General features: G+C 49.4%; 25 protein-coding genes. 14 read left to right on the top strand and 11 right to left on the bottom strand.

The window, feature by feature from the left end:
- Positions 1–47 precede the first annotated feature (47 nt).
- The 3 genes from RN22_RS07945 to RN22_RS07935 all read right to left on the bottom strand — a co-directional run bounded on the left by RN22_RS07945 (position 48) and on the right by RN22_RS07935 (position 4,516).
- Positions 48–938 carry a LysR family transcriptional regulator gene (locus tag RN22_RS07945; RefSeq protein WP_046303828.1) on the bottom strand — a complete coding sequence of 297 codons (891 nt, stop codon included), beginning with the start codon at positions 936–938 and terminating at the stop codon, positions 48–50.
- A gap of 186 nt (positions 939–1,124) precedes the next feature.
- Entirely contained in the window at positions 1,125–2,153 is a 1,029-nt protein-coding gene (locus tag RN22_RS07940; RefSeq protein WP_046303827.1) for a porin, read from the bottom strand.
- A 479-nt stretch (positions 2,154–2,632) separates the two neighbouring features.
- Positions 2,633–4,516 carry a sigma-54-dependent Fis family transcriptional regulator gene (locus RN22_RS07935; protein WP_046303826.1) on the bottom strand — a complete coding sequence of 628 codons (1,884 nt, stop codon included), beginning with the start codon at positions 4,514–4,516 and terminating at the stop codon, positions 2,633–2,635.
- A gap of 266 nt (positions 4,517–4,782) precedes the next feature.
- Here RN22_RS07935 and RN22_RS07930 point away from each other — a divergent pair, with 266 nt between their 5' ends.
- From RN22_RS07930 to RN22_RS07905, 6 genes are read left to right on the top strand one after another with little or no spacing between them, the layout of a single operon-like run.
- Positions 4,783–5,886: an ABC transporter ATP-binding protein gene (locus RN22_RS07930; RefSeq protein ID WP_046303825.1), complete on the top strand. Its 1,104-nt coding sequence runs from the start codon at positions 4,783–4,785 to the stop codon at positions 5,884–5,886.
- Positions 5,887–5,890: 4 nt separating this feature from the next.
- Entirely contained in the window at positions 5,891–7,027 is a 1,137-nt protein-coding gene (locus tag RN22_RS07925) for an ABC transporter ATP-binding protein (protein ID WP_046303824.1), read from the top strand.
- A complete protein-coding gene (locus RN22_RS07920) occupies positions 7,017–7,886 on the top strand; it encodes a carbohydrate ABC transporter permease (RefSeq protein ID WP_046303823.1) in 870 nt (289 codons plus the stop codon). The genes RN22_RS07925 and RN22_RS07920 overlap by 11 nt, the downstream gene beginning before the upstream one ends.
- A 3-nt stretch (positions 7,887–7,889) precedes the next feature.
- On the top strand, positions 7,890–8,687 hold the full coding sequence (locus RN22_RS07915) for a carbohydrate ABC transporter permease (RefSeq protein ID WP_002536748.1): 798 nt from the start codon (positions 7,890–7,892) through the stop codon (positions 8,685–8,687).
- An 11-nt stretch (positions 8,688–8,698) separates the two neighbouring features.
- Positions 8,699–8,971, top strand: coding sequence for a DUF2160 domain-containing protein (locus RN22_RS07910; RefSeq protein ID WP_002536746.1), 273 nt, complete (start codon positions 8,699–8,701; stop codon positions 8,969–8,971).
- A gap of 25 nt (positions 8,972–8,996) precedes the next feature.
- The gene (locus tag RN22_RS07905; protein WP_046303822.1) at positions 8,997–10,730 is read left to right on the top strand and encodes an ABC transporter substrate-binding protein; all 1,734 of its coding nucleotides are present in this window, start codon (positions 8,997–8,999) and stop codon (positions 10,728–10,730) included.
- A 128-nt stretch (positions 10,731–10,858) separates the two neighbouring features.
- On the opposite strand, the gene RN22_RS07900 is transcribed toward RN22_RS07905, so the two are convergent.
- Positions 10,859–13,180 (bottom strand): response regulator, encoded by a 2,322-nt coding sequence (locus RN22_RS07900; RefSeq protein ID WP_046303821.1) that lies wholly within the window; start codon positions 13,178–13,180, stop codon positions 10,859–10,861.
- Between the two features lie 82 nt (positions 13,181–13,262).
- Here RN22_RS07900 and RN22_RS07895 point away from each other — a divergent pair, with 82 nt between their 5' ends.
- Both RN22_RS07895 and RN22_RS07890 read left to right on the top strand, forming a co-directional pair.
- The gene (locus RN22_RS07895; protein WP_046303820.1) at positions 13,263–14,045 is read left to right on the top strand and encodes an ABC transporter substrate-binding protein; all 783 of its coding nucleotides are present in this window, start codon (positions 13,263–13,265) and stop codon (positions 14,043–14,045) included.
- Positions 14,046–14,072: 27 nt separating this feature from the next.
- Positions 14,073–14,753, top strand: a complete 681-nt coding sequence (locus RN22_RS07890) for a flagellar brake protein (RefSeq protein ID WP_046303819.1) — start codon at positions 14,073–14,075, stop codon at positions 14,751–14,753.
- 43 nt (positions 14,754–14,796) lie between these two features.
- Here the strand turns inward: RN22_RS07890 and hppD are convergent, their stop codons facing one another.
- From hppD to RN22_RS07875, 3 genes are all read right to left on the bottom strand, one after another.
- Complete coding sequence (gene hppD / locus RN22_RS07885) at positions 14,797–15,870, bottom strand: 4-hydroxyphenylpyruvate dioxygenase (RefSeq protein ID WP_046303818.1); 1,074 nt, start codon at positions 15,868–15,870, stop codon at positions 14,797–14,799.
- 189 nt (positions 15,871–16,059) lie between these two features.
- The gene (locus RN22_RS07880; RefSeq protein WP_002536736.1) at positions 16,060–16,407 is read right to left on the bottom strand and encodes a DUF2750 domain-containing protein; all 348 of its coding nucleotides are present in this window, start codon (positions 16,405–16,407) and stop codon (positions 16,060–16,062) included.
- Positions 16,408–16,542: 135 nt separating this feature from the next.
- On the bottom strand, positions 16,543–17,442 hold the full coding sequence (locus RN22_RS07875) for a helix-turn-helix domain-containing protein (RefSeq protein WP_046303817.1): 900 nt from the start codon (positions 17,440–17,442) through the stop codon (positions 16,543–16,545).
- Between the two features lie 179 nt (positions 17,443–17,621).
- Here RN22_RS07875 and RN22_RS07870 point away from each other — a divergent pair, with 179 nt between their 5' ends.
- The 3 genes from RN22_RS07870 (at position 17,622) to RN22_RS07860 (ending at position 20,127) form a co-directional block, all read left to right on the top strand.
- Positions 17,622–18,521 (top strand): DMT family transporter, encoded by a 900-nt coding sequence (locus tag RN22_RS07870; RefSeq protein WP_046303816.1) that lies wholly within the window; start codon positions 17,622–17,624, stop codon positions 18,519–18,521.
- A gap of 252 nt (positions 18,522–18,773) precedes the next feature.
- Positions 18,774–19,139, top strand: a complete 366-nt coding sequence (locus tag RN22_RS07865; RefSeq protein WP_046303815.1) for a cupin domain-containing protein — start codon at positions 18,774–18,776, stop codon at positions 19,137–19,139.
- A gap of 187 nt (positions 19,140–19,326) precedes the next feature.
- Positions 19,327–20,127, top strand: coding sequence for a carbon-nitrogen hydrolase family protein (locus RN22_RS07860; RefSeq protein ID WP_046303814.1), 801 nt, complete (start codon positions 19,327–19,329; stop codon positions 20,125–20,127).
- On the opposite strand, the gene RN22_RS07855 is transcribed toward RN22_RS07860, so the two are convergent.
- Positions 20,117–20,479 carry a hypothetical protein gene (locus RN22_RS07855; RefSeq protein ID WP_046303813.1) on the bottom strand — a complete coding sequence of 121 codons (363 nt, stop codon included), beginning with the start codon at positions 20,477–20,479 and terminating at the stop codon, positions 20,117–20,119. The two genes, RN22_RS07860 and RN22_RS07855, sit on opposite strands and share 11 nt — an antisense overlap.
- Before the next feature lie 282 nt (positions 20,480–20,761).
- On the opposite strand from RN22_RS07855, the gene RN22_RS07850 reads away from it, so the two are divergent.
- A complete protein-coding gene (locus tag RN22_RS07850; RefSeq protein ID WP_046303812.1) occupies positions 20,762–21,130 on the top strand; it encodes a hypothetical protein in 369 nt (122 codons plus the stop codon).
- Positions 21,131–21,189: 59 nt separating this feature from the next.
- A complete protein-coding gene (locus RN22_RS07845; RefSeq protein ID WP_156168187.1) occupies positions 21,190–21,858 on the top strand; it encodes a hypothetical protein in 669 nt (222 codons plus the stop codon).
- An 83-nt stretch (positions 21,859–21,941) separates the two neighbouring features.
- On the opposite strand, the gene RN22_RS07840 is transcribed toward RN22_RS07845, so the two are convergent.
- From RN22_RS07840 to RN22_RS07830, 3 genes are read right to left on the bottom strand one after another with little or no spacing between them, the layout of a single operon-like run.
- Positions 21,942–23,153 (bottom strand): ABC transporter substrate-binding protein, encoded by a 1,212-nt coding sequence (locus RN22_RS07840; protein WP_369700096.1) that lies wholly within the window; start codon positions 23,151–23,153, stop codon positions 21,942–21,944.
- A 55-nt stretch (positions 23,154–23,208) separates the two neighbouring features.
- Positions 23,209–24,060, bottom strand: a complete 852-nt coding sequence (locus tag RN22_RS07835; RefSeq protein ID WP_002536722.1) for a carbohydrate ABC transporter permease — start codon at positions 24,058–24,060, stop codon at positions 23,209–23,211.
- A 1-nt stretch (position 24,061) separates the two neighbouring features.
- Positions 24,062–24,904, bottom strand: coding sequence for a carbohydrate ABC transporter permease (locus tag RN22_RS07830; protein WP_369700095.1), 843 nt, complete (start codon positions 24,902–24,904; stop codon positions 24,062–24,064).
- Between the two features lie 286 nt (positions 24,905–25,190).
- Between RN22_RS07830 and RN22_RS07825 the strand changes: the two genes are divergently transcribed.
- Complete coding sequence (locus RN22_RS07825) at positions 25,191–26,324, top strand: ABC transporter ATP-binding protein (protein WP_046303808.1); 1,134 nt, start codon at positions 25,191–25,193, stop codon at positions 26,322–26,324.
- The last annotated feature ends 8 nt before the right edge of the window (positions 26,325–26,332 follow it).

Here is a 26,332-nt window from a genome sequence, read left to right as displayed (position 1 = left end):
TTGATGACCTCTGAATGCGCGCAGCTTCAGGTCGTTTGGGTATAATTTCAGCAAGGTTTTTCCAGCAGAAAGTCCTTGAACTTGCTGGCAACGGGAGAGGCAACCCCAGAAGGGTGATAATAGAGATTAAGACTCCAGGTACTGGTTTCAAAGTCTTGCATCAACGGGACAAGCGCGCCATTTTCAATCGCAGGCTCAGTCACAAACTGCGGCAGATAAGCCACGCCGGCCCCTTGAGTCACGCCACGGAGCAATAGGTCGCTGTCGTTCACTTCAATGGTTTTCGGTACTTTCATGACGATGGTTTCCACGCCTTTTTGGAAAATCCATTCGTTACTGCCCGTGAGTGTGGTCGCCACCAGACAGGCATGATCCTGCAAATCTTCCGGCTGCGTCGGTAAGCCTTGCTTTTCTGTGTAGTTAGGAGAAGCGACGACCACAAAGGGAGAGGCCAACAGTTCCCGCTTCACCAACATAAGGTCCTTTTCTCTATAACCCTGAAACCGCGCGTTAGCACTGATCATCAAATCGCTGGTGCTGGCGTGATCGAGCGCCCAAGGCGTGACATTAATATTGAAGGTCACTTTCGGGTTGAGTCTGGAATACTCGGTTATTTTACCCATCAAGTAATGATTGGCGTAAACTGGCGTACAGGCGATGTTGATGTGGCCTTTTTCATGATCCTGAAAGCCTTCCAGCTTACGGCTGATGCGCTCGGCTCGGTCGACAATGGGCGAGAACTCTTCATACAGCGTCTGACCGGCCGGGGTGGCTTCTAAAAGGCGGTTGGAACGATGGCAAAGTGTCGTGCCGAAATGCTGCTCTAGCTCCTGAAGCCAGCGACTGCCTGCCGACACTGAAACGTTAAACTGGCGCGCTGCAGAGGAAATCGACCCAGTGCGGATCACATAGATAAAGAACGCCATTTTATCGAGCATGGAATCTCTCCGAAACTGAGCCAGAACATGTGCCAAATCTCTTTGTAAAATATTCGGTTAACTTTTGCACGTGCGCCAACGGCAGTTTTTGGATTTGTTCTCAACACAACAAGCAGATACAACAAAGCCCAGCATCCTGCTGGGCTTTAAAGACAGTGTGAAGTTTAAGCGTGTTTTACTGATTGATTACCAGTATACGCGTGCACCGATTGCGTAACGTACATCGCTGTCAGCTGAGCTACCTGCTTTAACTTTCATGTCAGACTCTTTGTTTTCAAAACCAAGAGTGGTGCCATCAACAAACGCGACTTCGCTGTATACGCGGAAGTACTGGTTGAACTTGTAATGACCGCCCAAGTAGAAGTTAGTCGCGTCGCCTTTTTGATCGATTGTTTCAGGAACAAAGTTAGCTTCGTATTCAGAGAATTCTGCGCCACCGTAAACCAGAATGTGATCTGCTACATTGTATTGAACAGAGGTAGTGATACCTGAGCGTTCTACTTCACGATTGCCAGTTTTACTTTCAGTTGTGCTTGCTGCATAACCTGCACCAAACGTGAAATCACCTACGCTTTTGTAGACCCAAGCGGTGCGGAACAGATCCTCAACTTTTAGCTTACCTTCACCCCAAGCATTGTGTTCTTCTTTCGCCACACCCAGTGTCACGTCAAAGCCTGATACACTGAAGCCACCAAACACATCTACGATTTCTGGGTTCTTATCATCTTCTGGCAGACCGTAAGAGACATCAACAAAGAATGAGTCTGCGTTGTAGATGTAACGAATTGAGCTATCGTGCTTACCACCGGACAGAGCACCTTGTGGAATCGCACTTCCACCAAAGAAGTAACCTTCGCTTGGTCCCCAAAGATCACTTGCCGTGTTGTATTGTTTGCCAAGGTAAACAGTACCGAAGTCACCAGTGAAGCCGAAGTAACCTAAACGGTTTTTCAGAGCATCTGCGTCGAAGCTGATGCTGTATTCAAGAGTTGCAAGCGCTTCAACACCCTCTGCAATCGAATAATTTGCGTTAATACCTGCACGAGAGCTGCCATCTTTAAGCTCAAGGTCTTTGTTTGGTTCTTTCGCCAGCGTAGTACGAAGCTGACCGTAGACTTCTACAGCACCCTCGTCACTGCTGAATGCTTCAAATGCGTTTACGTTGCCTGCTGCTAGTACTGCCGGGATTGCTACTGCTAAAAGTGTCTTTTTCATAGAATACGTTCCTGTATTTCTTATAAATTCCATTTGCAAAAATGCTGCGAGATAAAAATTAACATTCTGAAAACACAGAGTTCAACGCTACAAAAATTAACAAAATAAGCTATTGACAGTCACATTGACCAAAAATCACTCAGTTATTTATTCTTCATAAAATACCTCCTTATTTGAATACACAGTCACAAAAGTGAAACAAAACCACATTTAGTGAGGTTAATCATTCATCTTTGATTCAACAAAACCCCAGTAATAACAATCCATTAACCGCTCAATAATTAATCAATATCCACCCAGAAAACAAAAATGTGATTTGCGACACACTTCCCGATATGAGCAAATTATCATTAGTCGTTTCATCCTGTTTCTTCGCGCCATGACGAAAGTTGCGCGCAACACGCCGCCTTTGATGTTGACATGGCAAATATCACAAGCCCGATTAATTGATACTTTGAATGCTTTATTAGTGGTAAAGGCTACTTCAGCCCTAATGCTCGAAGACGTTTATAGATAGTGTTTCGGCTCACGCCGGAAAGCTCAGCGATGCGGGTAATATTCCCATCTGTTGCGGAATAAAGTTCTGGTAGGGTGTCTCTCCAGCCAAGCGTTTGGAGAAGAGGCGCTTCATTTTGATAAGTATTGGACGCTTCCTGAGATGTTGGCTGCGCTTTCAGATCAAAGAAAAAGTCATCGGGAAGATGGTGGGTATGGATCATATTACCGTCGGACAACGCCAGTGCGACACGCAGGGTGTTAAACAACTGCCGAATGTTACCCGGCCAAGGGTGCTGTTCGAATAGGTTTAATACCTCATTGCTAACGGGGGGTTGATTGTCCTCTGTCAGTTCGATCAACAAGCGTTCAACCAAGGCTTTGACATCATTTCTTTCGGCCAGAGAAGGGAGAAACAACGTCAGCCCATTTATCCGGTAGTACAAGTCATCGCGAAACTGTTTTTTGGATACGGCTTCACGCAAGGGCTGGTGGGTCGCGCTGATAACACGAAAATCAACAGGGTAGCTGTCCGTGCTTCCTAATGGCGTCACCGCTTTTTCCTGCAGTACACGCAACAGTCTTGCCTGTACATGAAGCGGCATATCCCCGATTTCATCCAATAGCAAGGTGCCGCCATCAGCTTGCCTGATATAACCCATGCTGCCTTTGTTATTGGCACCGGTAAACGCCCCTTTCACATAACCAAAAAGCTCTGACTCCACCAGCTCAGTGGGAATGGCGGCGCAGTTCACCGCCACAAACTTCTTATCCGCGCGGTCGGAAGATGCATGCACCGCTTTAGCAAATACTTCCTTGCCAGCGCCTGTTTCTCCCTGAATGACCAATGGAATGTCGCTGTTGACCACACTGGCAGCCTGCTTGATCGCTTTCTGCATTTTCAGATCGCCAAGATCCAGGTCTGACAGTCGACGTTCACCAGATACGGCTTCAACAGGCTTTGATTCATTCTTTAATTTGACGGTAGCCAGTGGCGATGGCGGCGTGCGGATCATATTGGTGAGGGGGCGTTTGAGCGTACCAAACAAGCGATAGTTCGAAATACCGAGGAATGAAAGCGTTTGGTTTTCTGGGTGCGCTGATAATTTTAGCGTGGTGATCCCAGTCACCATTTCGATGTTCAACCCCTTCAGCACATGACCGACTAACAAATCTGCCCGTCGGTTGGCGGCCACTATCTCACCTGCATCATTGAAAACCAGCAATCCCGCCCACTGGCTGGTGTGGTTATCCTCGCTGTTATTGAACACCAAGGTGTAATAGTGCTGGCGATAAGTAGCCATGATGAGCTGGTTTTCAACCGACTGCGTCATCACTTTCACCATGCCATTCACATGGGAAGTAGGTAGATAAGCATCGGATGAGATATTCAATACCCCAACAAGCTCACGCTCACTGTTAAAGATGGGTGCAGCAGAAGCGGTCATATAGCGATTCGCGATCAGATAGTGCTCATCCCGGCCGACGACAACGGATTCGCCTGTCTGCAATGCCGTGCCCACAGCATTGGTACCATTAAACCTCTCAAGCCAACTCGTCCCCTGCTCGAAGAGGTGTCCTTCCATTTGGTTAATAAAGCCTGGACGCCCCCAACGGCTAAGCAGGTTTCCGCTGCTGTCAGCCAGTAATACCAAGCTGTTGCTGTTTACCAGAATATTTTCATAGTAAGGCAGCACCTGTTCTTGTGTTGTCACTATTAGGTCTTTGGATTTGCCTTGTGCATCCTCCCAATCCCCTTTGTTCAAACGAATGATTGCTGGCGCGCTCTTTGGGTTAAGCCCAAATGAGCGGCACCGTTTCCAAGACGCCTGTATAACCTCATCGTGAGAGTGAGCCAGATCGCTCATTTGACCACCAATCCGTGCGCGTTCGAACAACAACAAGACTGTCAAGCATTGTTCACATTTTGTTAACAGTCAACAAATATGTTCACATTTCTTACACAGTGACGCTGTTCACACTTATTTTTATCCCTTTAAATTCAGTTAATTAACATTAATTTAACTTCTGGCACGAATCTAGCGTATGACATTCGGATTCGAAAATTAATGCGCGTTCGCGCAATTGACGATGTCGCCAGTACAGCACGTCGTTATTTAAACAGGGAGTTTACATGTCACTCGAATTGGAGAACGTCACAAGGATCAGCAACCATGAAACGTGGTTGGACGACATTAACCTGAGGATAGAACCCGGTTCTTTTAACGTTTTGCTCGGCAGAACACTGGCGGGGAAAACGAGCTTGATGCGCCTGATGGCAGGGCTGGATAAACCCACCAGCGGCCGCGTGCTCTTTAATGGACAGGATGTTACTGGCGTACCCGTGCGGGAACGCAATGTCTCCATGGTCTATCAGCAATTCATCAATTACCCCAACCTAACCGTCTTCGAAAACATCGCCTCACCGCTGCGATTGGAAAAACAGCCTGAAGCACTCATCAAGCAGAAAGTGCAGGAAACGGCAGAGATGCTTCACATTGAACAGTTTCTCGATCGACTGCCTCTCGAACTATCAGGCGGTCAGCAACAACGCACTGCCATGGCAAGGGCACTGGTGAAAAACGCTGACTTAATTCTGTTTGATGAGCCTTTGGTCAACCTCGACTACAAACTGCGTGAAGAGCTTCGTCAGGAAATGCGGGAACTGTTTGCCGAGCGCAACACCATTGCAGTTTACGCCACCACAGAGCCTAACGAAGCCCTCGCTCTTGGCGGCAATGTGGTTCTGATGCACGAAGGCAAGGTGATCCAATCCGGGCCAACCGCAGAGGTATACCACCACCCATCTTCAGTCACCAGTGCTGAACTCTTTGGTGAACCGCCCATTAATTTGATCCGTGGCCGTGTCGGCGGCGGAAACGTTTCTTTCGACGAACACATTCACTTTCCACTCAACACGGACCTTGGTGAATTAACCGACGGGGAATATCAGTTTGGCATCCGCCCTAACCACCTCAGTTTGGTGCCGAACAATGATGACGATTTAGAACTGACCGTTGATGTCGAACTGGCGGAGATCAGTGGCAGTGAAACTTTCCTGCACGTCAGAAACCGCGACATCAATATGGTGCTCCACTTACCGGGGGTTCACGACTACGACGTTGATCAGAAGATCAGTATTTATGTGCCTACCCACAAACTTTATGTCTTCGATGAGTCACAAAAGCTCATTCAGTCTGCGCGTCGCGTCCAGCCAACGCCGGGCATAGGGGGGTAACAATATGGCAGAAATCATTCTTAATTCCTTGGCGCATTCCTACAAGCCTTCACCTCAAAGCCGCGAGGATTATGCCATCCGGAAAATGACCCACACCTGGCGCAATGGCGGTGCCTACGCCTTGTTGGGCCCTTCCGGTTGCGGCAAAAGTACCATGCTGAACATTATCTCCGGCCTGCTGACGCCGTCAGAAGGGGAAGTGATGTTTGACAAGCAGGATGTCAGCCAACTTGCGCCACAAGAGCGCAACATCGCGCAGGTTTTCCAGTTTCCTGTGGTGTACGACACCATGACGGTATACGACAACCTCGCTTTTCCACTTCGCAACATGAAAACACCGGAAGCCAAGGTACGTTCACGTGTCAGTGAAGTGGCTGAGCTCTTGGAACTCAACAGCGTGCTGGATAAACGCGCCAGCAACCTTAACGCGGATGAAAAACAGAAAGTCTCCATGGGTCGCGGTCTGGTGCGTGAAGATGTCTCCGCCATTCTGTTCGATGAACCACTGACGGTTATTGACCCGCATCTTAAATGGAAACTGCGCCGCAAGCTTCGTCAGATCCATGAACAGTTCAACATCACCATGATTTACGTGACCCACGATCAACTCGAAGCCGCTACCTTCGCAGAAGAGATCGCCGTGATGTTTGACGGGACAATCGTACAGTTTGGCTCTCCACGCGAACTTTTCGAGCGTCCCAACCACACTTTCGTGGGTTTTTTCATCGGCAGCCCAGGCATGAACCTCTTGCCTGTTCAGCGCTCCGCTGATGGCAATGTGTCTTTTGAAGACATGCCCATCACCCTAACGGACGCTCAGCGCCAGATGCTGGAAAACACCAGCAGCAAGAATATTAAGGTCGGCATTCGTCCTGAATTCGTGCATGTGTGGCAGGAAAAACGAGAGGATTCTTGGGAAGTGCCTATACAGCACGTAGAGGATTTGGGCACCTACAAAATCGTCACGGCGATGTTTGGTACCCAACCCATCAAACTACGCATCGCTGAAGAAGCGCCGATTCCCCAAGGGCGCGCCCACATCAGCTTCCCAGCTCAGTGGCTGAAGCTCTACATCGATGAGTATCTGGCCGGAGAGCCGGAAGAAAGCGCAAGCGCGACAGGAGGTCAGGATGCAAACTAAGACGGAAAATAACCGCGCCTGGCTACTGGTACTCCCAGTATTCCTGCTGGTCGCCTTCTCCGCCATCATCCCGTTGATGACGGTGGTGAACTACTCGATTCAGGATATTTTCGATCAGAATACCCGCTACTTCGTGGGTACAGAATGGTACAAGGAAATCCTGAACGACCCACGTTTACACGACTCTCTGGTTCGTCAGTTTATCTACTCTTTCTGCGTACTGGCGATTGAAATCCCGCTGGGTATCGCGGTGGCGCTGTGCATGCCTGCACGCGGGTTTAAAGCCTCGCTAGTATTGATCGTTCTTGCCATTCCACTTCTTATCCCCTGGAACGTTGTCGGCACCATCTGGCAGATATTCGGGCGAGCAGATATCGGCTTACTCGGCTGGTTCCTCAACAACATTGGGGTGGAATACAACTATGCCTCCGATCCCGTCGATGCGTGGATTACCGTGCTGGTCATGGATGTCTGGCACTGGACATCTCTGGTTGCCCTGCTTTGTTACTCAGGCCTTCGTGCCATTCCGGATGTTTACTATCAAGCGGCGAAAATCGACCGCGCATCGAACTGGGCTGTGTTCCGCTACATCCAGCTGCCCAAACTGAAGAGTGTGCTGCTCCTCGGTGTCCTGCTGCGGTTTATGGACAGCTTCATGATCTATACCGAGCCCTTCGTGTTGACAGGCGGTGGTCCGGGTAACGCCACCACTTTCCTTTCACAGGCGTTAACCAAAATGGCCGTCGGTCAGTTTGATATCGGCCCTGCCGCCGCCTTCTCGATCATCTACTTCCTCATCATCTTACTGGTGTGTTGGGTGTTCTATACCGCAATGACCAACATGGACAAAAGGAGCTAAGCCATGAACAGAAAAACCTTTGGCCTGCTCGCCTACATTGTGTTTCTGATGACGCCGATTTACTGGCTGCTGATGATGTCATTTAAAACCAACGAAGAGATTTTAGGTGGCCTCACCTTCTGGCCACAGAGCTTCACGTTGGAGAACTATGCGGTCATCTTCTCCGACCCAAGTTGGTATTCGGGGTATCTGAACTCACTCACCTACGTGAGTATCAACACCCTGCTATCACTGGCGGTTGCGTTGCCTGCCGCTTATGCGTTCTCGCGCTATAAGTTTATCGGCGACAAGCACCTCTTTTTCTGGCTGCTGACCAACAGAATGGCACCACCTGCAGTATTCCTGTTGCCCTTCTTCCAGCTCTACAGCTCCGTGGGTTTGTTCGATACCCATATCGCTGTGGCACTCGCCCACTGCCTTTTCAACGTACCGCTCGCGGTATGGATTCTGGAAGGCTTTATGAGCGGCGTGCCAAAGGAGATTGATGAAACCGCCTACATCGACGGATACAGCTTCCCGCGCTTCTTTGGGCGGATCTTTATTCCGATGATCCGCTCAGGGATCGGTGTCACCGCGTTCTTCTGCTTTATGTTCAGCTGGGTTGAGCTACTGCTGGCGCGAACACTCACCTCTGTTAACGCAAAACCTATTGTGGCGACCATGACCCGAACCGTCAGTGCCTCTGGCATCGACTGGGGTGTGCTCGCCGCAGCGGGTGTGTTGACCATTGTTCCCGGCCTGTTGGTTATCTGGTTTGTGCGTAACCACGTAGCCAAAGGCTTTGCACTCGGACGTGTATAAGGAGAAATGACATGAATTGGATGGCCTGGACACTCCCGAGCGCCCTGTTTTTTATCACCATTGCCTGCATGTTGGTGGCAATGACCGTATTCGAAGTACTCCGTCCTTGTGTGGAAAGGAAAGGATTTTTGCCTATCCGCACAACCCGGGGTGATCGACTCTTTATAGGACTGCTCGGCAGTGCCTATATCCACCTTTTCTTCATCGGAATGACGGATCTGCCTATCTGGTATCCCTTCGGGATCGCCATCGTGTGGCTTATCTCGGTTTTACGTTGGGGTTAGGACAAAACGACAAAGGAGCGAAACTATGAAGCAATTGCCTGCTGTAAACAAATGGACACCGCTTGGGTTCATGATCAGCTTGCTACTGGCGCCGGCGGCCCTCGCCGATCAGTACAGCGACGCAGCAAAGAAGTGGGTTGGCGATGAGTTTACCCCTTCCACGCTAAGCCAAGAGGAACAGCTCAAGGAAATGGCCTGGTTTACAGACGCTGCCAAACCTTTCCGTGGCATGGAAATCAAGGTTGTCTCAGAAACCATTACCACCCATGAGTATGAGTCCAAAGTGCTGGCGAAAGCCTTCGAGGAAATCACCGGCATCAAGGTCACTCATGACCTGATTCAGGAAGGCGACGTGGTGGAAAAACTGCAAACGGAGATGCAGTCTAACCGCAGTATCTACGATGCCTATATCAATGACTCTGATTTGATTGGTACCCACTTCCGCTACGGCAAAGTGTTCCCAATCAGCGATTACATGGTGGGCGAAGGGAAAGACGTGACCCTGCCTACTCTGGATTTGGACGATTTCATTGGCATCAGTTTCACCACCGGCCCGGACGGCAAAATCTACCAACTGCCTGATCAACAGTTCGCTAACCTCTATTGGTTCCGCGCCGACTGGTTTGCCCGTGATGACCTGAAAGCCAAGTTCAAAGACATTTACGGCTATGAACTCGGTGTACCGGTTAACTGGTCTGCCTATGAAGACATCGCCGAATTCTTCTCTGTTCACGTGAAAGAGATCGATGGCGAACGCGTATACGGCCACATGGATTACGGGAAGAAAGACCCTTCTCTGGGTTGGCGCTTCACTGACGCATGGTTCTCAATGGCAGGTGCCGGTGACAAAGGTATTCCAAACGGTACACCCGTTGATGAGTGGGGTATCCGCGTTGAAGGCTGTTCACCTGTAGGCTCCAGCGTTGAGCGTGGCGGCGCCACTAACGGCCCTGCGGCGGTTTATGCCACCACCAAATACGTTGATTGGTTAAGTGATTACGCGCCACCGGAAGCACAGGGCATGACCTTCTCGGAAGCAGGCCCGGTTCCAGCACAGGGTTCAATCGCTCAGCAAATTTTCTGGTACACCGCCTTTACTGCTGACATGACCAAACCGGGTCTCGCTGTAGTGAACGAAGATGGCACGCCAAAATGGCGCATGGCACCTTCACCTCGCGGTCCTTACTGGGAAGATGGCATGAAACTCGGTTATCAGGATGCCGGTTCATGGACTCTGATGAAATCGACCGATCCAAAACGCCGTATGGCGGCATGGCTATACGCGCAGTTCACTGTCGCGAAATCCGTGTCTCTTAAGAAAACGCTGGTGGGTCTGACGCCTATCCGTGAGTCTGATATCAACTCTCAGGCAATGACAGATGTGGCACCGAAGCTGGGTGGCTTGGTGGAATTCTATCGCAGCCCTGCGCGCGTCCAGTGGACACCAACCGGTACCAACGTGCCTGACTATCCAAAACTGGCGCAACTGTGGTGGCAATTTATTGCGGAAGCAGCAAACGGCGAGAAAACACCTCAGGAAGCACTGGACGGTTTGGCGAAAGCGCAAGACCGCGTACTTCAGCGTCTTGAGCGTGCAAAAGTACAAGGCGACTGTGGTCCTAAGCTGAACAAGCCACGTGATGCAGAGTACTGGCTGAATCTGCCGGGCGCACCGAAAGCCAAGCTGAGCAACGAGAAGCCGCAAGGCCAGACCATCAACTACGATGAACTGCTCCAGCAATGGAAGTCAGCAATGTAAATATTGAAGTAAAGAGCAACGACGACGAGATGTTTTATCTTGTTGAAGATGTAATGTAACGAGTCCAAGTAAGCAAAACGCCTGCGAGAGCAGGCGTTTTTATTTGCGAAGGTTTGTCACCCCGCCCCTCAGATCGATTTAGCCTTTCCCCGCTCAGAACCCGGCATGTGCGTTTTGATCATCCGCTCCAGTTCCGCTTTGCTAACCGGCTTGGCAATGTAATCATCCATGCCGCATCTCAGGCATTCATCCCTGTCCTGCGCCGTCGCGTTAGCGGTCAAGGCAACAATCGGTGTATGAGGCGCATATTCATGCTCACGAAGGAGTCGGGAAGCCTGATAACCATCCATGATGGGCATTTGGCAGTCCATAAAGATCAGATCGAACATGCCTTCTTTGCAATAATCGATCGCCACCTGTCCGTTTTCAGCGATCACCACTTCCACCCCGAGTTTCCCAAGCATGGCCTGTGTAACCCGCTGGTTCACTAAAGTGTCTTCCACCACCAACACACGACCCGAGTAGGTCGAAGGTTCAGCCAAACCAGTCTCTTTCGACGCTTGCACTTCTTTGTGAGCCGACATTGAAATCACGCCGAGTTTCGCCTGTTGTCCACGGAGGATGCTCGTGAGGTGATTGCGAAGATCGTTAAACTTATACGGTCTGGAAAGGTACCCTTCGATGTTGAAACTCTCCAGCTTCACATTGTCATGTACTTCCGGCGCGGCGGTGATCATCATCAGGCTTGGACAGCGCTTGCCAAAACGCTTGCGTAATTTAGAAGCGATCGAAAAGCCATCTGAATTCGGCATCAATTTATCCAGAATCACGATCTTGAACGGCTTGGCCGTGTCGATGCGCTCTGCAATCATATCTTCCGCATCTTCAGGGTGCACACAACATGTCACCTGACAGCCCAAGTTACCCAATTGTGCACTGGTGATCCTCATGTTCAAACGGCTGTCATCCACCAGTAGCATGGCAGCGTCAGAGAAAAGCAAGGCATCAACCGGAGTTGCTTCCGGCATTTGTGCGCGCTCGAAAGTTACGGTGAAGAAAAAACGGCTTCCTTCTCCCTCCTGACTTTCCACTTCAATGTGACCACCCATGAGTTCGACGATCTGACTCGAAATCGCAAGGCCCAATCCTGTTCCGCCAAAGTTGCGGCTCATGCTGCCATCGGCCTGTTCAAACTTTTCAAAAATGGTGTCGAGTTTGTCGGCGGGGATACCAATCCCCGTGTCCTTAACATCAAAGCGCACTGTGATGTGATCCCCTGCTTCATCAACCTGCTGGATATCAACACGTACGCTACCACTTTGGGTGAACTTCACGGCGTTCCCGACCAGATTAATCATCACCTGTCGAAGGCGCGGCGCATCACCCATCAGTAGTGGTGACAGATCCTGATCGAGGCGACATTCGAACTCCAGCCCCTTTTCCTTGGTGCGAAGCCGGAACAAATGCTCGATGTCTTTGCAAAGCTCAAACAGGTTGAGCTCAACAAAGTCCAGTTCCAGCTTACCCGCTTCGATTTTCGAGAAGTCGAGAATATCGTTGATGATATCGAGCAGCGACAATGATGACGTTTCCAGCATTTCGATAAACTCGCGCTGTTCCTCATCCAAACGGGTGCCTTTCAGCAATGATGCCATCCCAATGATGCCGTTCATTGGCGTGCGAATTTCATGGCTCATGTTGGCCAGAAATTCACTCTTTTTCTGGTTGGCCATTTCCGCCTGTATCTTGGCGTTTTTCAGCTCTGAGCTGTATTCGCGCATTTTCTCGATCGTGTCGTTGTACTGGGTGTACAGCGTCACCAGTTCTTCGCCCATTTTTTTGTTCGGACGCTCAATCGGCTGCGGCAAGTTATCAGTCCCAAACTTGGTCACACCATGAGACATCCAGACCAGTGGCCGGACAACATCAACATAAACGATAAAGAACACCAGACCACCAAGCACCAGCGTTGCGCCGCCCAGGAAAAGCAGCAACATGACAAAACGTTCGATCAGTGCGCTGTAAATACCTTCAAGGCCAACTTCAACTTGCAGATAACCCAGTTGATAGGTCTTGCCAAATTGCTGATGAACCAATGGCCACTGGTAAGAAAACTTGGGTTCAAGCGGCATTTCACCGAATTCCGCCAGCGTCCGCTCATCATGAAAAACACGGATATAACTAATGTCAGGATCGCGGAAAATCCCTTGTGCGGTGACTTGTAATTGGGTGGTGTCTTCCTGCCAGACACTGTTGGTAATACTGGCCAGATCGGTCTTTTGAATCAGCAACGCATTTTGACGCATCTGTTCAGTGCGTGCCTGATAATCCAAATACAAGGCAAACGTCGCTACCAAGAATGCAAGAAGACTACAAACGAGAAGAACACGGCCCACTAAACGTGCTGCCATGCTGGAAGGCTGAGGAAGATTCTCTTTTTGATTCAACATAGTCTAGGCTTATTAATGTCTTAAATTTAAAGCACCTACCTTTAAGAATAGCCACGATTTGTAAACTTGGATGGTCAAAACTATGTCCGAAAAGAAATCCATTCCCAGCGTCCTTTTTCGTGTCATCGGCGTGCCGGTGATCTTTGCTCTGCTCTCGGCCACCGCTTCAGCAACAGTGTTGGAATACTTTGTGATACAAGATCAGGCCGAGCCACTGCAGATACAAACCAAAGGTGAGAACCATCGTGGCATTGTCACTGATGTGCTAAAACAGGCTTTCGAAGGCACTGAGCACCAATTGGTCATCCACACCTACCCGTTTAACCGCTACCTTGCTGAACTCAATAAACACAAAGACAAAAACTGGGTCACCTATGGCAGCCCCGCTTGGGGCGATATGCAGGCCGCCAATCTTTCCGCGTACCCGGTTTTGGAAGTTGAGCACAGCATCCTCAGCCGAGCAGATTCAGATTTTGCTTACCAAACCCCGGAAGATTTAAACGGAAAAATCGCGGTGCTCCTGTTCGGTTTCGACTATCCCGGCCTTGAAGAGCAAATAGAAAAAGGGGCAGTCAGTGAAGTAAGGGTCAAGAACTACGATTCGGCTTTCCGTGTGGTTGATCGTCTCAAAAGTGTTGGCGGCTTCGTTGAAATGGATCTAAGGCTGAAATACCACCTCAAGCGCCTTGGCTTCACTCAAAACGATTACACCCTGTTTGAGGTTAACAACCTGATCCCAAAATACAACATCCACCTGGCCTATTCACCGGGCATTGACCCAGAACTGCAACAATTCATGGACAAGCGATTACAAGAGATGCGCAATAACGGTCAGCTGGCAAGCATCATCAGCGACTATCTGTAACTGCGGCCATCAGGGGAACGTAGCGATATGCAAGCAGTGAAGAAAGATTCGGCAGACAGTTTTTACCGACTCTTGTCTGTAGGAGCTCGGCTCAACATTGAGCTTTCTGACGATCCCAAAAAAACGCAGGTCACCTCCCGCATTGTTGGCTATCGCAAAGATCAGTTTTTGCTGATTGACTGCCCAAACGGTCAGGATCCCATCATCGAACGCTTTTTTATTCCCAACAACGAGCTGATTATCCGAGCTATTACAGACAGCGAATTCCGAGACGTAATTGCATTCCGCTCATTGGTCATGGGCGTGATTCAAAAACCCATCCGCCTGTTGATTGTGTCATTGCCGGAAAGTATTGCCCACCGACAAATCCGGCAGGAACCCCGTATAGATACCAACCTTACCCTACGTGCTGACGCGGACGAAGGCCCATTCAAAGCACAGTTAATAGATTACTCTGTTTCTGGCTGTTGTCTTTCAGCCTCGGGCGACGAACACCTTTTCTTCGAAGATGAAACCTTAAAAATTCAGATTGAATATGGCAGCGATCTAAGAGGTGTCATCACCGGAAAAGTCGTCACCGTGAACAATGACAAAGAACCGCCAACCGCGGGCATTCGTTTTGATGAGAGCAGCTCTACACTGCGTAAAGAGTTTTTCTACCAGTTGCTATTCGACATGCGGGCGAACGACCGATCGCTGGACGTTTAACGAAGAACAGGCCGATTGGCCTGTTCCAAGTTTTAAGGGCAGTTTAACCCGCGTCCAACACGCCTCGGCGGATTTGATCGAGTTCAATCGACTCAAACAGCGCCTGGAAGTTACCTTCACCGAAGCCTTGATTACCTTTACGCTGGATGATCTCAAAGAAAACGGGTCCAATCACAGTGTCGGTAAAAATCTGAAGCAGAATGCCTGTTTCCACATTGCCATCAATCAGCACGCGCAGTTCTCTTAGCTGATCAACACTCTCTTCATGGCCTTCCACACGGTCATTCACTTTCTCATAGTAAGTGTCTGGCGTGTCCATAAAGCGCATGCCCCGGCTTCTCAGCGACTCGACAGTTTTGTAGATGTCCTCAGTGCTGAGGGCAATATGTTGAATACCTTCGCCGTTGTACTCTTTGAGGTATTCCGCGATTTGGGATTTATCATCGCTGGACTCGTTAATTGGGATGCGGATTTTTCCACAGGGTGCAGTAAGGGCGCGGGATTTTAGCCCCGTCAGCTTGCCTTCAATATCGAAGAAACGGATTTCCTTGAAGTTCGCAATACGGTCGTAGAAATCGGCCCACACATCCATATTGCCTGTCTCAACGTTGTGGGTCAGGTGATCAATCACCTGCAATCCCGCATCAGAGGCAGCAAGACGTTCACGCCAGTCCGGGTAGTAGTCAAAATCGATGTCATAGATTTCCTTGTCGCCATAACGGTCAACAAGGTAGAGATAAGAATCACCAATGCCGTGGATAGCAGGGATATTCAGTTCCATCGGCCCCACACGTGCATCGCACGCCGTTGCGCCTTGCTTCATAGCGTAGTCGACGGCATGTCGTGCATCTTTCACCCTGAACGCCATGGCGTTCACACTGGCACCATGCGCTTTGGCGAAACCCTCTGCCTGAGAATCAATCTCACCATTAACGATGAAATTGATATCTCCCTGACGGTATAGCCACACATCTTTGTGCTTGTGCTTGGCGATTTCCGCGAACCCCATCAGTGAAAACAGGTTTTTCAGATCAGCAATGCCTTTGGCATTCGGCGCGGTATATTCCACAAATTCGAAGCCGTCAGTCCCCATTGGGTTGATTGTTGTCGTTGCCATCGTTAATCCTCCTACCAAGCGATCCCTTGCAATGGGTCGCAACACTCAAAAGTTGTTACGACCTTGTTAATTCACCTAAATAGGAATAGCAGTCGGTAACGGCAGAAGGCAACGCAAGCGCGCGTGCTACAGGTGAGCACGGTGTAAAGAGGATTTTGTACATGGAGATTGACAGTGAATCACAACCTCTTATTGAATAAGGAATTTTTGTGCAAGTTCGACAGGTTCTACTTCTTCACCACACAGATCATCGCCCCAATCTGGCCCCAGCATCACCGCATCATTAGCGAGATCCACCAGCCATTCCTCCACGAACTCCTCAACAGAAATAGCAACAGGTGCAAAGTCAGCCCACTCATCAATACAGTGAATTTCCGCCGCTTCACGGGATGACCAAAACGGCATCACATCCGTATCTTCGTAGATAGCTGAATCACAAATCACCCAACCATCTTTACAGTGTAAACCCCATATCGCGCCCGTTTCTCGGGAAGCGTGCACGAAATGCTCTAAAGGCGTGGTGTTCTCGGTCGTCATGCAGGCTCTCCTATGCATCGCAATAATTGACCAGTCAGCGGGAAATGAGTTTTCCCAACTTCTCAATCTATGCGCCATGAGAGCAAAGGCGTGTATTAAAAGTGAGGATCGTGCAGAAGCGCTTTCAAACTGGCCTTAACGTCGGTTTTGCGCCTTACGAAAAGCAGCGGGTGTGCTGCCGACACGTTGCTTGAACTGCTGGGAAAGGTGTTGTTGAGAAGAGAAGCCACAGGCGTCGGCAATCTCCGCAAGCGGCAGAATATTTTCTTGAAGCAGATCTTTGGCGCGGGCAATGCGGCGTGACAACACATACTGGTGTGGCGTGCAGTCGAAACTGACTTTAAACATACGCGCAAAGTGGAACTCACTGAGCTGCGTCAGTGTTGCCAAATCGCTTAAGGAAAAAGACTGCATCAGGTGGCTTTCAATGAAATCTATCACCAGCCGCTGGTTTTGGGGAGACAAGCCACCTTGTGATTGCGGCAATTGCAGTGGCAACTGACAATAACGGCGCACCAAGTGAAGCAACAGCATTTGCTGGGCATGAGACATCATCAGCTTATCAGTATCGCTTTCCCAATCCAGTTGCAGCATGGTCTGGCGCACCAATTGGTTGACGAAAGGATCATCAACAAAGGTGCACTCTTTCAGCTCAATATGCCGGCCTTCTTTATCGAACACCTGTTCAGCAAAGTTCTGTAGATGCTTCTGTTCGAAGTAGAAATGGAAGAAGCTGAAAGGATCGGCAAAAGACCATTGCGAGCGATGATCGGTTGGCATCAGACACAGCTTGTCTTCACCGCCAAACATGTCACCACCGGACAGGCAGCGTTTGGTATTCTGTCCACCGCTAAGATAGAAACTCAACGTGTGATGACCCGGCTTTTCATAGCTGGCACTGCCGTGGCTGTTACTCCACACAGCAGCCCCCAGGCCATTGTCCTGCCAGATTTCATTGTGCAGCCGCGCCGTGTTGTCCTTCAACACGTTGTAAACTCGCTGCCTTTTGAGGGTTTGAGACGAATCCTTGTCCATTGATATACCACTCCTTTCTCGACCCAATATATCGGCACTTCCTCTGGTTGAACATGCTTGGAAGGAAAAAAGCGCAAGAATCTATAAAAACCGCAGGATGCTGAAAGCCTAATACATGTCTCGGAGATAGATTGGCGAAAAAACAACGATAGTTGGCTGAAGTAAGGATAAGGGAAGTTATGAACGTAACGCTGTATATCATCACGGTATTAATCTGGGGAACCACCTGGTTGGCGATTGCCTTCCAGATTGGAGACACCCCGGTTGTTGTTTCAGTGGGATGGCGATTTGCTATCGCGTCCGCTGCGCTTCTGGCTTGGCTTGCCCTGCGCGGCAAGCTGCCCCGACTTTCCAAAGAAAACCACAAAATGGCGGTGCTGCTGGCGCTTTGCCTGTTCTCCAATAACTTTCTCTGTTTCTATTTCGCCACCCAGTACATCCCTAGTGGGCTCAACGCGGTCGTCTTTTCCCTCGCCCCGATCCTGAATGCGCTCAACCTCTGGTGGCTTGAGAAAAAACGTCCCGACGCATCTTTCATCCAAGGGGCACTCATGGGTTTTTCTGGCATCTTGATGCTGTTTGGCGCCCAGTTCATTCACTCCGCCATGGATCTCACCATTTTGCTCGGCCTTGGGGTCACCTTTGTTGGCACTTACTTCTTTTCCATGGGTAATCTGGTTTCTGCCCGCGCTCAACAAAAAGGCATGCCACTACTGCCAACCACGGGCTGGGCCATGGGTTATGGTGCGCTGTATCTGTTCGCCATCGCCTTGTTCATGGGTCATTCACTCGCCTTCACCACCACGCCGCTGTATGTATCCGCGTTGGTCTATCTCGCCATCATCGGCTCTGTGATCGGTTTCAATACTTACCTTGCGTTGGTTGGGCGCATTGGCGCGGCGAAAGCGGCTTACTGCACCGTCCTCTTCCCGCTTGTTGCCTTGTCTTTGTCGACCATTTTTGAAGGCTATGAATGGACATGGCAATCGGTGCTCGGCGTGATGCTGGTGGTTGGTGGAAACCTGAGAGTGTTTGGCTTACCAGAGCCTGTAAAACGCTGGTACCACGCCCACCGCTAAACACTCTATTTTTTATTCTGCCGCCAGCTGAATCACCCAAACCATGCTGATCAAAACAGGCCAAAGCCAGGATGGGATGCCGAGCGTAAATGAGTGTTTGTTTGGTTGCTTTTTCATCGTCTTGCCCTCTCTTGTTTGATTGGGTGATTAAAGCGAACAAAGCGGGCAATACAGGCGTTAAGAAATGGCATTATGACGAACAATCGTGACCAAAATATGGCAGTAACGTGCACAGACCACAGGAGCATTGTGATGGACAAAATTGCCCTGACCGATAAGTTTTCTCTGTTTGATGAAATCTGGACGCCCAAAATCATCGCCGAATCTAACGGACAGTTGGTCAAGATTGCTAAAGGCAGCGGCGAGTTGGTCTGGCATAGCCATGAGAATGAGGATGAACTGTTTCTGGTGCTGAAGGGTCAGCTGACCTTAAAGCTTCGCGACGGAGACATTGTGATCAATCCGGGGGAATTGTTTGTGGTGCCAAAAGGTGTGGAACATTGTCCGATGGCAAAGGAAGATACCCACTTCATGATGATTGAACCAGCGTCCACCCAGCACACAGGCGCGCTGGAAACTGATGTCACAGTGTCAGCAGATGCACAGGAGTGGATTTAGACTTCATCTCAACCCCAGTGCTCTAGAGTTTCGATTTCGCTTATTCTCTTGAACATGCTTTTCAGCAATTCTCACGACATACCTCGCGTATGTCTTTACCACTGATTTTTCCAATACTACTTTGTGGCAGATTAGCTTCCCACAAAGAGATTGCTACCAAGCATTGGGGAACATCAGAGGAGGTATTTTGAACGTCGGGATTATCCAAATGCCTATGGCGTGGAGCTTAGATGAAAACGTCGCCGAAATATCACGGCTATGCGCCCGCTTCAATCGCCTAGATCTGCTTATTTTTCCCGAGCTTGCTACAACCGGTTTCCATCGAGAAGTGCTCAATCATTCTAATGAAGAGACCACGCGACGAGCTATTGATTTTCTCGCTAGTTCGGCATACCAAGCAAGGGTAAACATCATGGTCGGGACGCCTACCTACTCCGATGATGCGATATACAATAGCTATCTTTTACTTGGCCGATGTGGAACTTTGAAGTCTCAGTGGCACAAAGTCGGCTTAACACAAAGTGAAAGACGCATATTCTCAGAGGGGTCAGGTCGAAATAATTACTCTCTCAACGGCTTAGACATTGGGGTGGTGATTTGCAGAGAAATTGATGACCTTGACTGGTTTCTGACTGAAATCTCTCCCAATATGCCAGATATCATCGTGTGGCCGGGGTACATGGAGGCAACACCTCGCTCGCTCTCCAACAGCGAGTACGATCAAGCCGCGGACGCAAAAGCACCTAAGGCGTTATCGGAAGCAACAAACGCAACACTCATCCAATGCAATTGGCCACATGCATTGAATTTTACTGAGGGTAAACCTTTGGGTGGTAGTCAGATAATCAAACCTGGTTACGAGCCTCTTTACCTACCAGCCAACAAAGCTTGTGTTGGGATATATGACACGCTAAGGCACGACTTGGAAGTGATAGATATTCGATTGGTATCGCCAGTCAATGAAAGAGTTGCGGAAACTAAACCTTGAAGTTGTAACTCGTCTCGCCTTCGTTAGGCGCGATGGTTTTTTCGACCTGTTTTAAGAGTTGCTGCTGACCTTGAGTGTAAGCTGAGAATTTTGCCATTTTGGCTTCCTGCTCCGCCACGCGGTCTATCAAGCCGCGGTAATCACCGCGCTGTGGCGAATCTTCCTGTGCTTTATCCGCCTGCATTTTCTCTTCGCGCTCTTTTCGGAGCATTTCCGCTCGTTCTGCGGGAGTCAACGACTGATCAGTTTTCACGCCTTCATTACGCGCGCCATACTGCGCCTCATCTTTCTCACGCTGACGCGCGCTGAGGTACATGTTGTTCGAGTAGCTGGCGTTGATCAGATTTGGCATTGCCCTTTCCTGTCAGCAATTCATTTTACACATTGGGATCTTAAAATTAGTACAGAATGTTAGAGTACGGCATAGATTTTACCCACTTCGATTTAAGCTAATTTGCAAGAAATTCATTTGCCGATGTGTAACTATTGGGACTTACTCGCAAATAAGCTCTTCCCGCGATAGGTTTCATTTTCGATATTAGACTTTCCTCTCCTTTATCAATATTACCAATAGCCGACTGCCTTATTATGGTTATTGTCTGCCACCTCTTTTTTTGATTATGAAGGTATTCCTATGTTCAGATTGTTCCTTTTCACTATCACTCTGCTGATATTGCCTTTAACAGCGTTTGCTACAACTTGCCTCGATGAAGGTACTCCGATTTCTGGTATAGAATTGGTTCCTCAGATTGGTACAGACATCACAAACTCAGGTGAAGATGAGCCTTGCCGAATTGAATGTGGCCCTGATATTTGTGATGACACTGGCTGCTTGCCAAATTGCTGGTTGGTATGTAAGTTTCGACCTGCCTTAGAAGACGATTTTGCTCTAGGAGGTTCTGGTGGAGGCATTTGCCCCGGAGTATTAAATCCAATCGATGAGATTATCTATCCGATTTTCGATGACATATCGAGAGATAGCATCATGCAGGTTGTTAAGTAATGAGGCCCCTTTTTTTCATACTTTTGGGTATTTTAATCGGTGCACCTTCAGGAGCCTGGGTGGCTCACAATTCGTTAAATACAAATTCTGTCAATGCACCTTCAGTTTTGACTCAAAACAAGGTTGAAGAGAGTGAAGCTGGCGCAAGTCCAATTCTAATGCCCAGTTCAGATGATAATGTAGAATCAATCACAACAAAGGCGTTTTCTGATAGTAACAGCGTTAAAAGCGCGCATAGCGTTCAAGAATCAATTCCGAACATAGAAGTAGGGGTTGGGCCAAGGAGTGATGAAAATTACTCAGGTGTTGTGAATGACGCCACGGATTTGTCCGAGTCAGTTTCAAAGGAAGGCTCTCCCTATGACACTTTCCTTGAAAAATCAAAAGATGTTGAGTTTTACAAAGATTTTTATAGAAAACACAGCACTTTTCAGGAAGAGACAGTTAATCCGGAGTGGCAGTTTCAATCACAACAGGCAATACAAGATTTCTTTGCCATCTATGTAAATGAGAAAGAGATAATGCTCGACGGCGTCGAATGTAAATCTATTTCTTGTGAGTTAAGATTAAGTGGTCCGCTAACCTCACTAGCGCCTGCGCAAGCAGTTTTAGATTTCATGAGGCATCAAACTATTGGCTTCAATACCCTGTCAAGTATTGATCGCGCCAATCTAGATGAGAAAAAACGTTTCTATGTTTTTATGATTGATGTTTCGCCCAGATCTTGAACGCTAAAAACGCATCGCATCAAAAAAGAGCCACATTAGTGGCTCTCATTTTATCAACCAAGCTTCTTAGTTAGCTTAAAACGCTATTGCTTGAAAGTACGCTTACGCGTTTTTTCCAGCTTCTCAAGAATCTTGTCGATACGGTCTGGGTGAACCATATATTGTTGGAAACCCTTCATGCCTTCTTTCGCCATCGCAGGATCGGTATCACGGTCGTAAAACTGCGCAGTACCCGCCGCATCACCTAACATCACCACACCTGCATTCAAATATTCATCGTCTTTAGGCGTCGCTTTGTTATTGGTCGGGATTTGCAGTAGCGCTTCGTTAATCATGGTCTGGATTTCAGGCTGCGCCACAAACGCCAAGAACCTACGCGCATCTTCTTTGTTCTTTGCTTTGGAAGGAATATGCAGAGTATCCATCGGCGCGTCTTCCGCCATTGGCACACTGGCATCAATCACAGGGAACTGGAAAAAGCCCATGTTTGGACGCACTTCATCGGTAAAGTTTGCTGCAAGGAAGTTACCCATCAGGTACATCGCTGCTTCACCGTTGTACAGGAAGGGTTGGGCTTCCTGCCAAGAGTAAGATGCATGGTTGTCGAGATAGTAGCCCGGCTCAACCAGATCATTCCATTTTTCGAATACGGCTTTCACGCGTGGGTCGGTGTAAGGCACTTTGCCATCCATCAGATCGATGTGGAAATCGAGACCATTCACGCGCATGTTCAGATAATCGAACCAACCCGCTGCCGTCCAAAGATACTTAGTACCGATCGTAAATGGCGTCACGCCGTTGTCTTTTAGGGTTTTAGAGGCGGCAACCAAGTCACCCCATGTTTTAGGCACCGCAATGCCGTATTTATCGAACAGGTCTTTTCGGTAGTAGATACCCCATTGGTAATAGGTATAAGGCACCCCGTATTGCTTGCCGTTGACGCTCATCGCTGGCATAGCGCTGGCAAAATCTTTGTCCATGCCATTGGCTTGCCACATGTCGCTCACGTCTTCAAACAAACCACGGTCGACGAAGGTTTTCATTCGATTACCCGCATACCAGAACACCACATCCGGTGGAGAAGTCACCAGCCAGTTACGAATCGTGGTCTTGTAAGCTTCGTGGTCATACAGGTTGTATTTTACCGTGATATCCGGGTTCGCCTGTTCGAACTTTTCAATCACCTCTGCCCAAGCTTTCTTTGGCGCTGGGTCTGAGGCATCAGAGTTAATCACCAGCGTCCCTGCGGTTACTGAACCACTGAGCGCCAGCATCAGAGCGCTGATCATGCCCATGCTTTTCTTAGCAAGCGTTCTCATATCCTTCATCCTTACTTTCGTTAAACCGGGATCAGCCTTTGGTTGCGCCCAAGGTTAATCCAGCAATAAAGTGGCGTTGCATCGTGAAAAACAGTGCCACAGGCGGAAGTGCAGCGATGACTGCGCCTGCCGACATGTACTGCCAGGATGCAAGCCATTGTCCTTGCAATGCGTTCAGGCCTGCAGTCACAGGACGAACTTCATCGCTTTGAACCAGCACCAGAGCCCAGAAAAAGTCATTCCAAATAAAGGTAAAGACCAAAACAGACAATGCTGCCAGTGCGGGTCTCACCAAAGGGAGAACCACATACCAGAAAATGCGCCACTCACTGACCCCTTCCACACGCGCTGCCTCAATCAGAGCATCGGGAATGCCAATCATAAAGTTACGCATGAATAAGGTGCAGAAACCGGCTTGGAAGGCGACATGGAAGAAAATCAGCGCCCAGTGGGTGTCATATAGACCGAAGCTGATGGTGAGGTCGCGAACCGGGATCATCAAAATCTGAAACGGAACAAAATTACCGCCGATAAACAGAGCAAACAGCCAGATATTGGCGCGGAACTTATATTTGGCCAGTGCATAACCCGCGAGGGTCGAGAGCACCACCGCCCCTGCTACCGCAGGAATACAAATCAACAAGCTGTTCAGCAGGTAGCGTCCCATCGGGGTTGCGGTGAACACCTGCGTGTAGTTTTCGACCAGTTGCAGTTCATCCGGCATACCCCAGTAATTCCCCGCGTTAATGTCGGCGATGGAGCGCACAGATGTCATCAACACCGCCGCGAGGGGGATCAGCCAAAGACACACTGCAATGTAGAGCGAGATGCGATACGTGGCGTTGACGAATTTGCCGCGCTGTTCAATCGGTCTTGGAAACATATCAACGCTCTCCTTTCAGCATTCGCCACAGGAACCAGGCGATATAGATATCCATAATCAGGAAGAGCACCACGGCGACCGCCGCACCGTAACCCATGCGGTAATTGAAAATAGACTCTTCATACATCAGGTACGCCAATACCGTTGAGCTGCCCCACGGACCACCTGCCGTCATGGTCGCCACTAAGTCAAATGACCTCAGCGCGCCAATCACCGTCACAACCACCGCGATGAAAGTGGCGGGTTTGAGCTGCGGTACCACCACATACCACATCATTCGCCAGCCTTTTGCGCCATCAAGGCGCGCCGCTTCCAGCTGTTCAGGGTCGAGGTTATTGAGACCCGTCAGGTAGAGAATCATGCAATAGGCCACCTGAGGCCAAAGCCCGGCTGCGATGATGCCGTACGTCACCAGATCTTCATCAGCCAGAATCGAAATAGGATCAAACCCCAGCGCGACGATAAATTGCGTCAGCAGACCAAATGACGGGTCATAGAACCAGGCAAAGACCAAGCCCACCACCACTTGCGAGATCACGAAGGGGAAGAAGAACAGCGCCTTAATAAGACGGATACCTGCCACCTGTTGATTGAGAAAGAGGGCAATCAGAAGGCCAATCGGGGGGGCAAGCATGAAAAGGATCATCCAGAGGAAGTTGTTCACCAAAGAGGTGTAAAACGCGTCTGAATCGAAAAGCTCAATGTAGTTTTCCCAGCCAACCCAGGTTTTTTCTCCCAGACCGTCCCACTCAAAGAAGCTGAGCCAGACACTTTGACCAATGGGATAAAGCACATATATCGCGAAGACAACAATGGCAGGGGCAAGGAAGAACCAAGGTGCCATTGCCAACTGACTTCGCTGAACAGCGGAAGGCTTGGATACTGATGAGGAATGCACAGTCATATTACGTCCTGTTTTTCTAACGTTGATGAACCAACAACGCGCGATATCCGACGCATTTTTTGTTACTAAAATGTAACCAACGCGAGTTCATTGTTTAAAACTAGTTCACAAAAACGACAATGTAAACGTTTCCATTCGTCGAAAAACCGCCTATTTTTAGAAAAGGGTGACCGAAACGACGAAATTCGAATCACCAAAAAGAAACTGATTGCATAGGGACCGCAGTATGGCCGACATCACACTGAGAAAAGTTATTAAGCGCTTCGGTAAAATCGAAACGATTCACGGTATCGACCTGGATATCAGCGGGGGAGAGTTCGTGGTGTTTGTTGGCCCTTCCGGTTGTGGCAAGTCTACGTTGCTGCGCCTGATTGCGGGTCTTGAAACCATTTCTGATGGCACCATCTCCATCGACGGCAAAGAGGTGAATGATGTTGACCCGGCAGACCGTGGTGTCGCCATGGTGTTCCAATCCTATGCGCTTTACCCGCACATGACGGTCATGGAAAACATGGGTTTTGGCCTGAAAATGAACGGCGTCGACAAAGCGGAAATCGACAAGCACGTCGACCGTGCTGCCAAAACCCTGCAACTTGAAGCCCTGCTGGACAGAAAACCCAAAGCATTGTCTGGCGGTCAACGCCAGCGAGTGGCGATTGGTCGCGCTATTGTGCGGGATCCTAAAGTCTTCCTGTTCGATGAGCCGCTCTCTAATCTGGATGCTGAGCTTCGCGTTGAAATGCGTCTGCAGATTGCCAAGCTTCATCAGGAACTGGGTAACACCATGATTTACGTGACCCACGATCAGGTCGAAGCCATGACACTTGCCGACAAAATCGTGGTGCTGCGAGCCGGAAATGTGGAGCAAGTTGGCTCACCTTTGGCGCTATATCACAATCCCGCCAATCTGTTCGTGGCAGGTTTCATCGGTTCACCGAAAATGAATTTTGTCCCCGGCCGCATTTCTGCCATCAACGGCAATGAGGTCGCTGTCGCTATGCCTGACGGCCAAACCCTGACTGTCAGCGTTGCCCGTGAGGTCAACGAAGGCGAGGCAGTGACCGTCGGCATCCGACCTGAACACATTCAGATTGGCGAAGGCCCGGGCTTTAATTTCCAGTTTCATAGTGAAGTGGTGGAACGCCTTGGCAACAGTACTTACCTGTTCGGCCAATATTGCGGTGAAGACGGATTCAAGGTTCACATTCCCGGTGACAACGCCGTGAAAGCCTTCCAGACCGTCTCCCTGCACTGTTCTCCGGACGACATTCACCTGTTCGACAGCAACGAACAGGCATTAACCCTTCGTCCGGAAGGCGAGGAAGACCCTGCACCACTCACTGCCAACGCGCAGGAGTAATGACAATG

The organism is Grimontia sp. AD028 (genome assembly GCF_000973155.1).
GTDB lineage: Bacteria > Pseudomonadota > Gammaproteobacteria > Enterobacterales > Vibrionaceae > Enterovibrio > Enterovibrio indicus.
Note: the sequence above shows the minus strand (reverse complement) of the source record. Positions and strands in the feature narration are given on the sequence as shown.

Coding starts and splice junctions, on each gene's coding strand:
- RN22_RS07910 (WP_002536746.1), top strand. CDS start 8,699: ATGAATTGGATGGCCTGGACACTCCCGAGCGCCCTGTTTTTTATCACC.
- RN22_RS07915 (WP_002536748.1), top strand. CDS start 7,890: ATGAACAGAAAAACCTTTGGCCTGCTCGCCTACATTGTGTTTCTGATG.
- RN22_RS07830 (WP_369700095.1), bottom strand. CDS start 24,904: ATGGCACCTTGGTTCTTCCTTGCCCCTGCCATTGTTGTCTTCGCGATA.
- RN22_RS07855 (WP_046303813.1), bottom strand. CDS start 20,479: ATGCCAAATCTGATCAACGCCAGCTACTCGAACAACATGTACCTCAGC.
- RN22_RS07880 (WP_002536736.1), bottom strand. CDS start 16,407: ATGACGACCGAGAACACCACGCCTTTAGAGCATTTCGTGCACGCTTCC.
- RN22_RS07850 (WP_046303812.1), top strand. CDS start 20,762: ATGTTCAGATTGTTCCTTTTCACTATCACTCTGCTGATATTGCCTTTA.
- RN22_RS07870 (WP_046303816.1), top strand. CDS start 17,622: ATGAACGTAACGCTGTATATCATCACGGTATTAATCTGGGGAACCACC.
- RN22_RS07875 (WP_046303817.1), bottom strand. CDS start 17,442: ATGGACAAGGATTCGTCTCAAACCCTCAAAAGGCAGCGAGTTTACAAC.
- hppD (WP_046303818.1), bottom strand. CDS start 15,870: ATGGCAACGACAACAATCAACCCAATGGGGACTGACGGCTTCGAATTT.
- RN22_RS07905 (WP_046303822.1), top strand. CDS start 8,997: ATGAAGCAATTGCCTGCTGTAAACAAATGGACACCGCTTGGGTTCATG.
- RN22_RS07930 (WP_046303825.1), top strand. CDS start 4,783: ATGTCACTCGAATTGGAGAACGTCACAAGGATCAGCAACCATGAAACG.
- RN22_RS07895 (WP_046303820.1), top strand. CDS start 13,263: ATGTCCGAAAAGAAATCCATTCCCAGCGTCCTTTTTCGTGTCATCGGC.
- RN22_RS07945 (WP_046303828.1), bottom strand. CDS start 938: ATGCTCGATAAAATGGCGTTCTTTATCTATGTGATCCGCACTGGGTCG.
- RN22_RS07920 (WP_046303823.1), top strand. CDS start 7,017: ATGCAAACTAAGACGGAAAATAACCGCGCCTGGCTACTGGTACTCCCA.
- RN22_RS07925 (WP_046303824.1), top strand. CDS start 5,891: ATGGCAGAAATCATTCTTAATTCCTTGGCGCATTCCTACAAGCCTTCA.
- RN22_RS07935 (WP_046303826.1), bottom strand. CDS start 4,516: ATGAGCGATCTGGCTCACTCTCACGATGAGGTTATACAGGCGTCTTGG.
- RN22_RS07825 (WP_046303808.1), top strand. CDS start 25,191: ATGGCCGACATCACACTGAGAAAAGTTATTAAGCGCTTCGGTAAAATC.
- RN22_RS07865 (WP_046303815.1), top strand. CDS start 18,774: ATGGACAAAATTGCCCTGACCGATAAGTTTTCTCTGTTTGATGAAATC.
- RN22_RS07835 (WP_002536722.1), bottom strand. CDS start 24,060: ATGTTTCCAAGACCGATTGAACAGCGCGGCAAATTCGTCAACGCCACG.
- RN22_RS07940 (WP_046303827.1), bottom strand. CDS start 2,153: ATGAAAAAGACACTTTTAGCAGTAGCAATCCCGGCAGTACTAGCAGCA.
- RN22_RS07890 (WP_046303819.1), top strand. CDS start 14,073: ATGCAAGCAGTGAAGAAAGATTCGGCAGACAGTTTTTACCGACTCTTG.
- RN22_RS07900 (WP_046303821.1), bottom strand. CDS start 13,180: ATGTTGAATCAAAAAGAGAATCTTCCTCAGCCTTCCAGCATGGCAGCA.
- RN22_RS07840 (WP_369700096.1), bottom strand. CDS start 23,153: ATGGGCATGATCAGCGCTCTGATGCTGGCGCTCAGTGGTTCAGTAACC.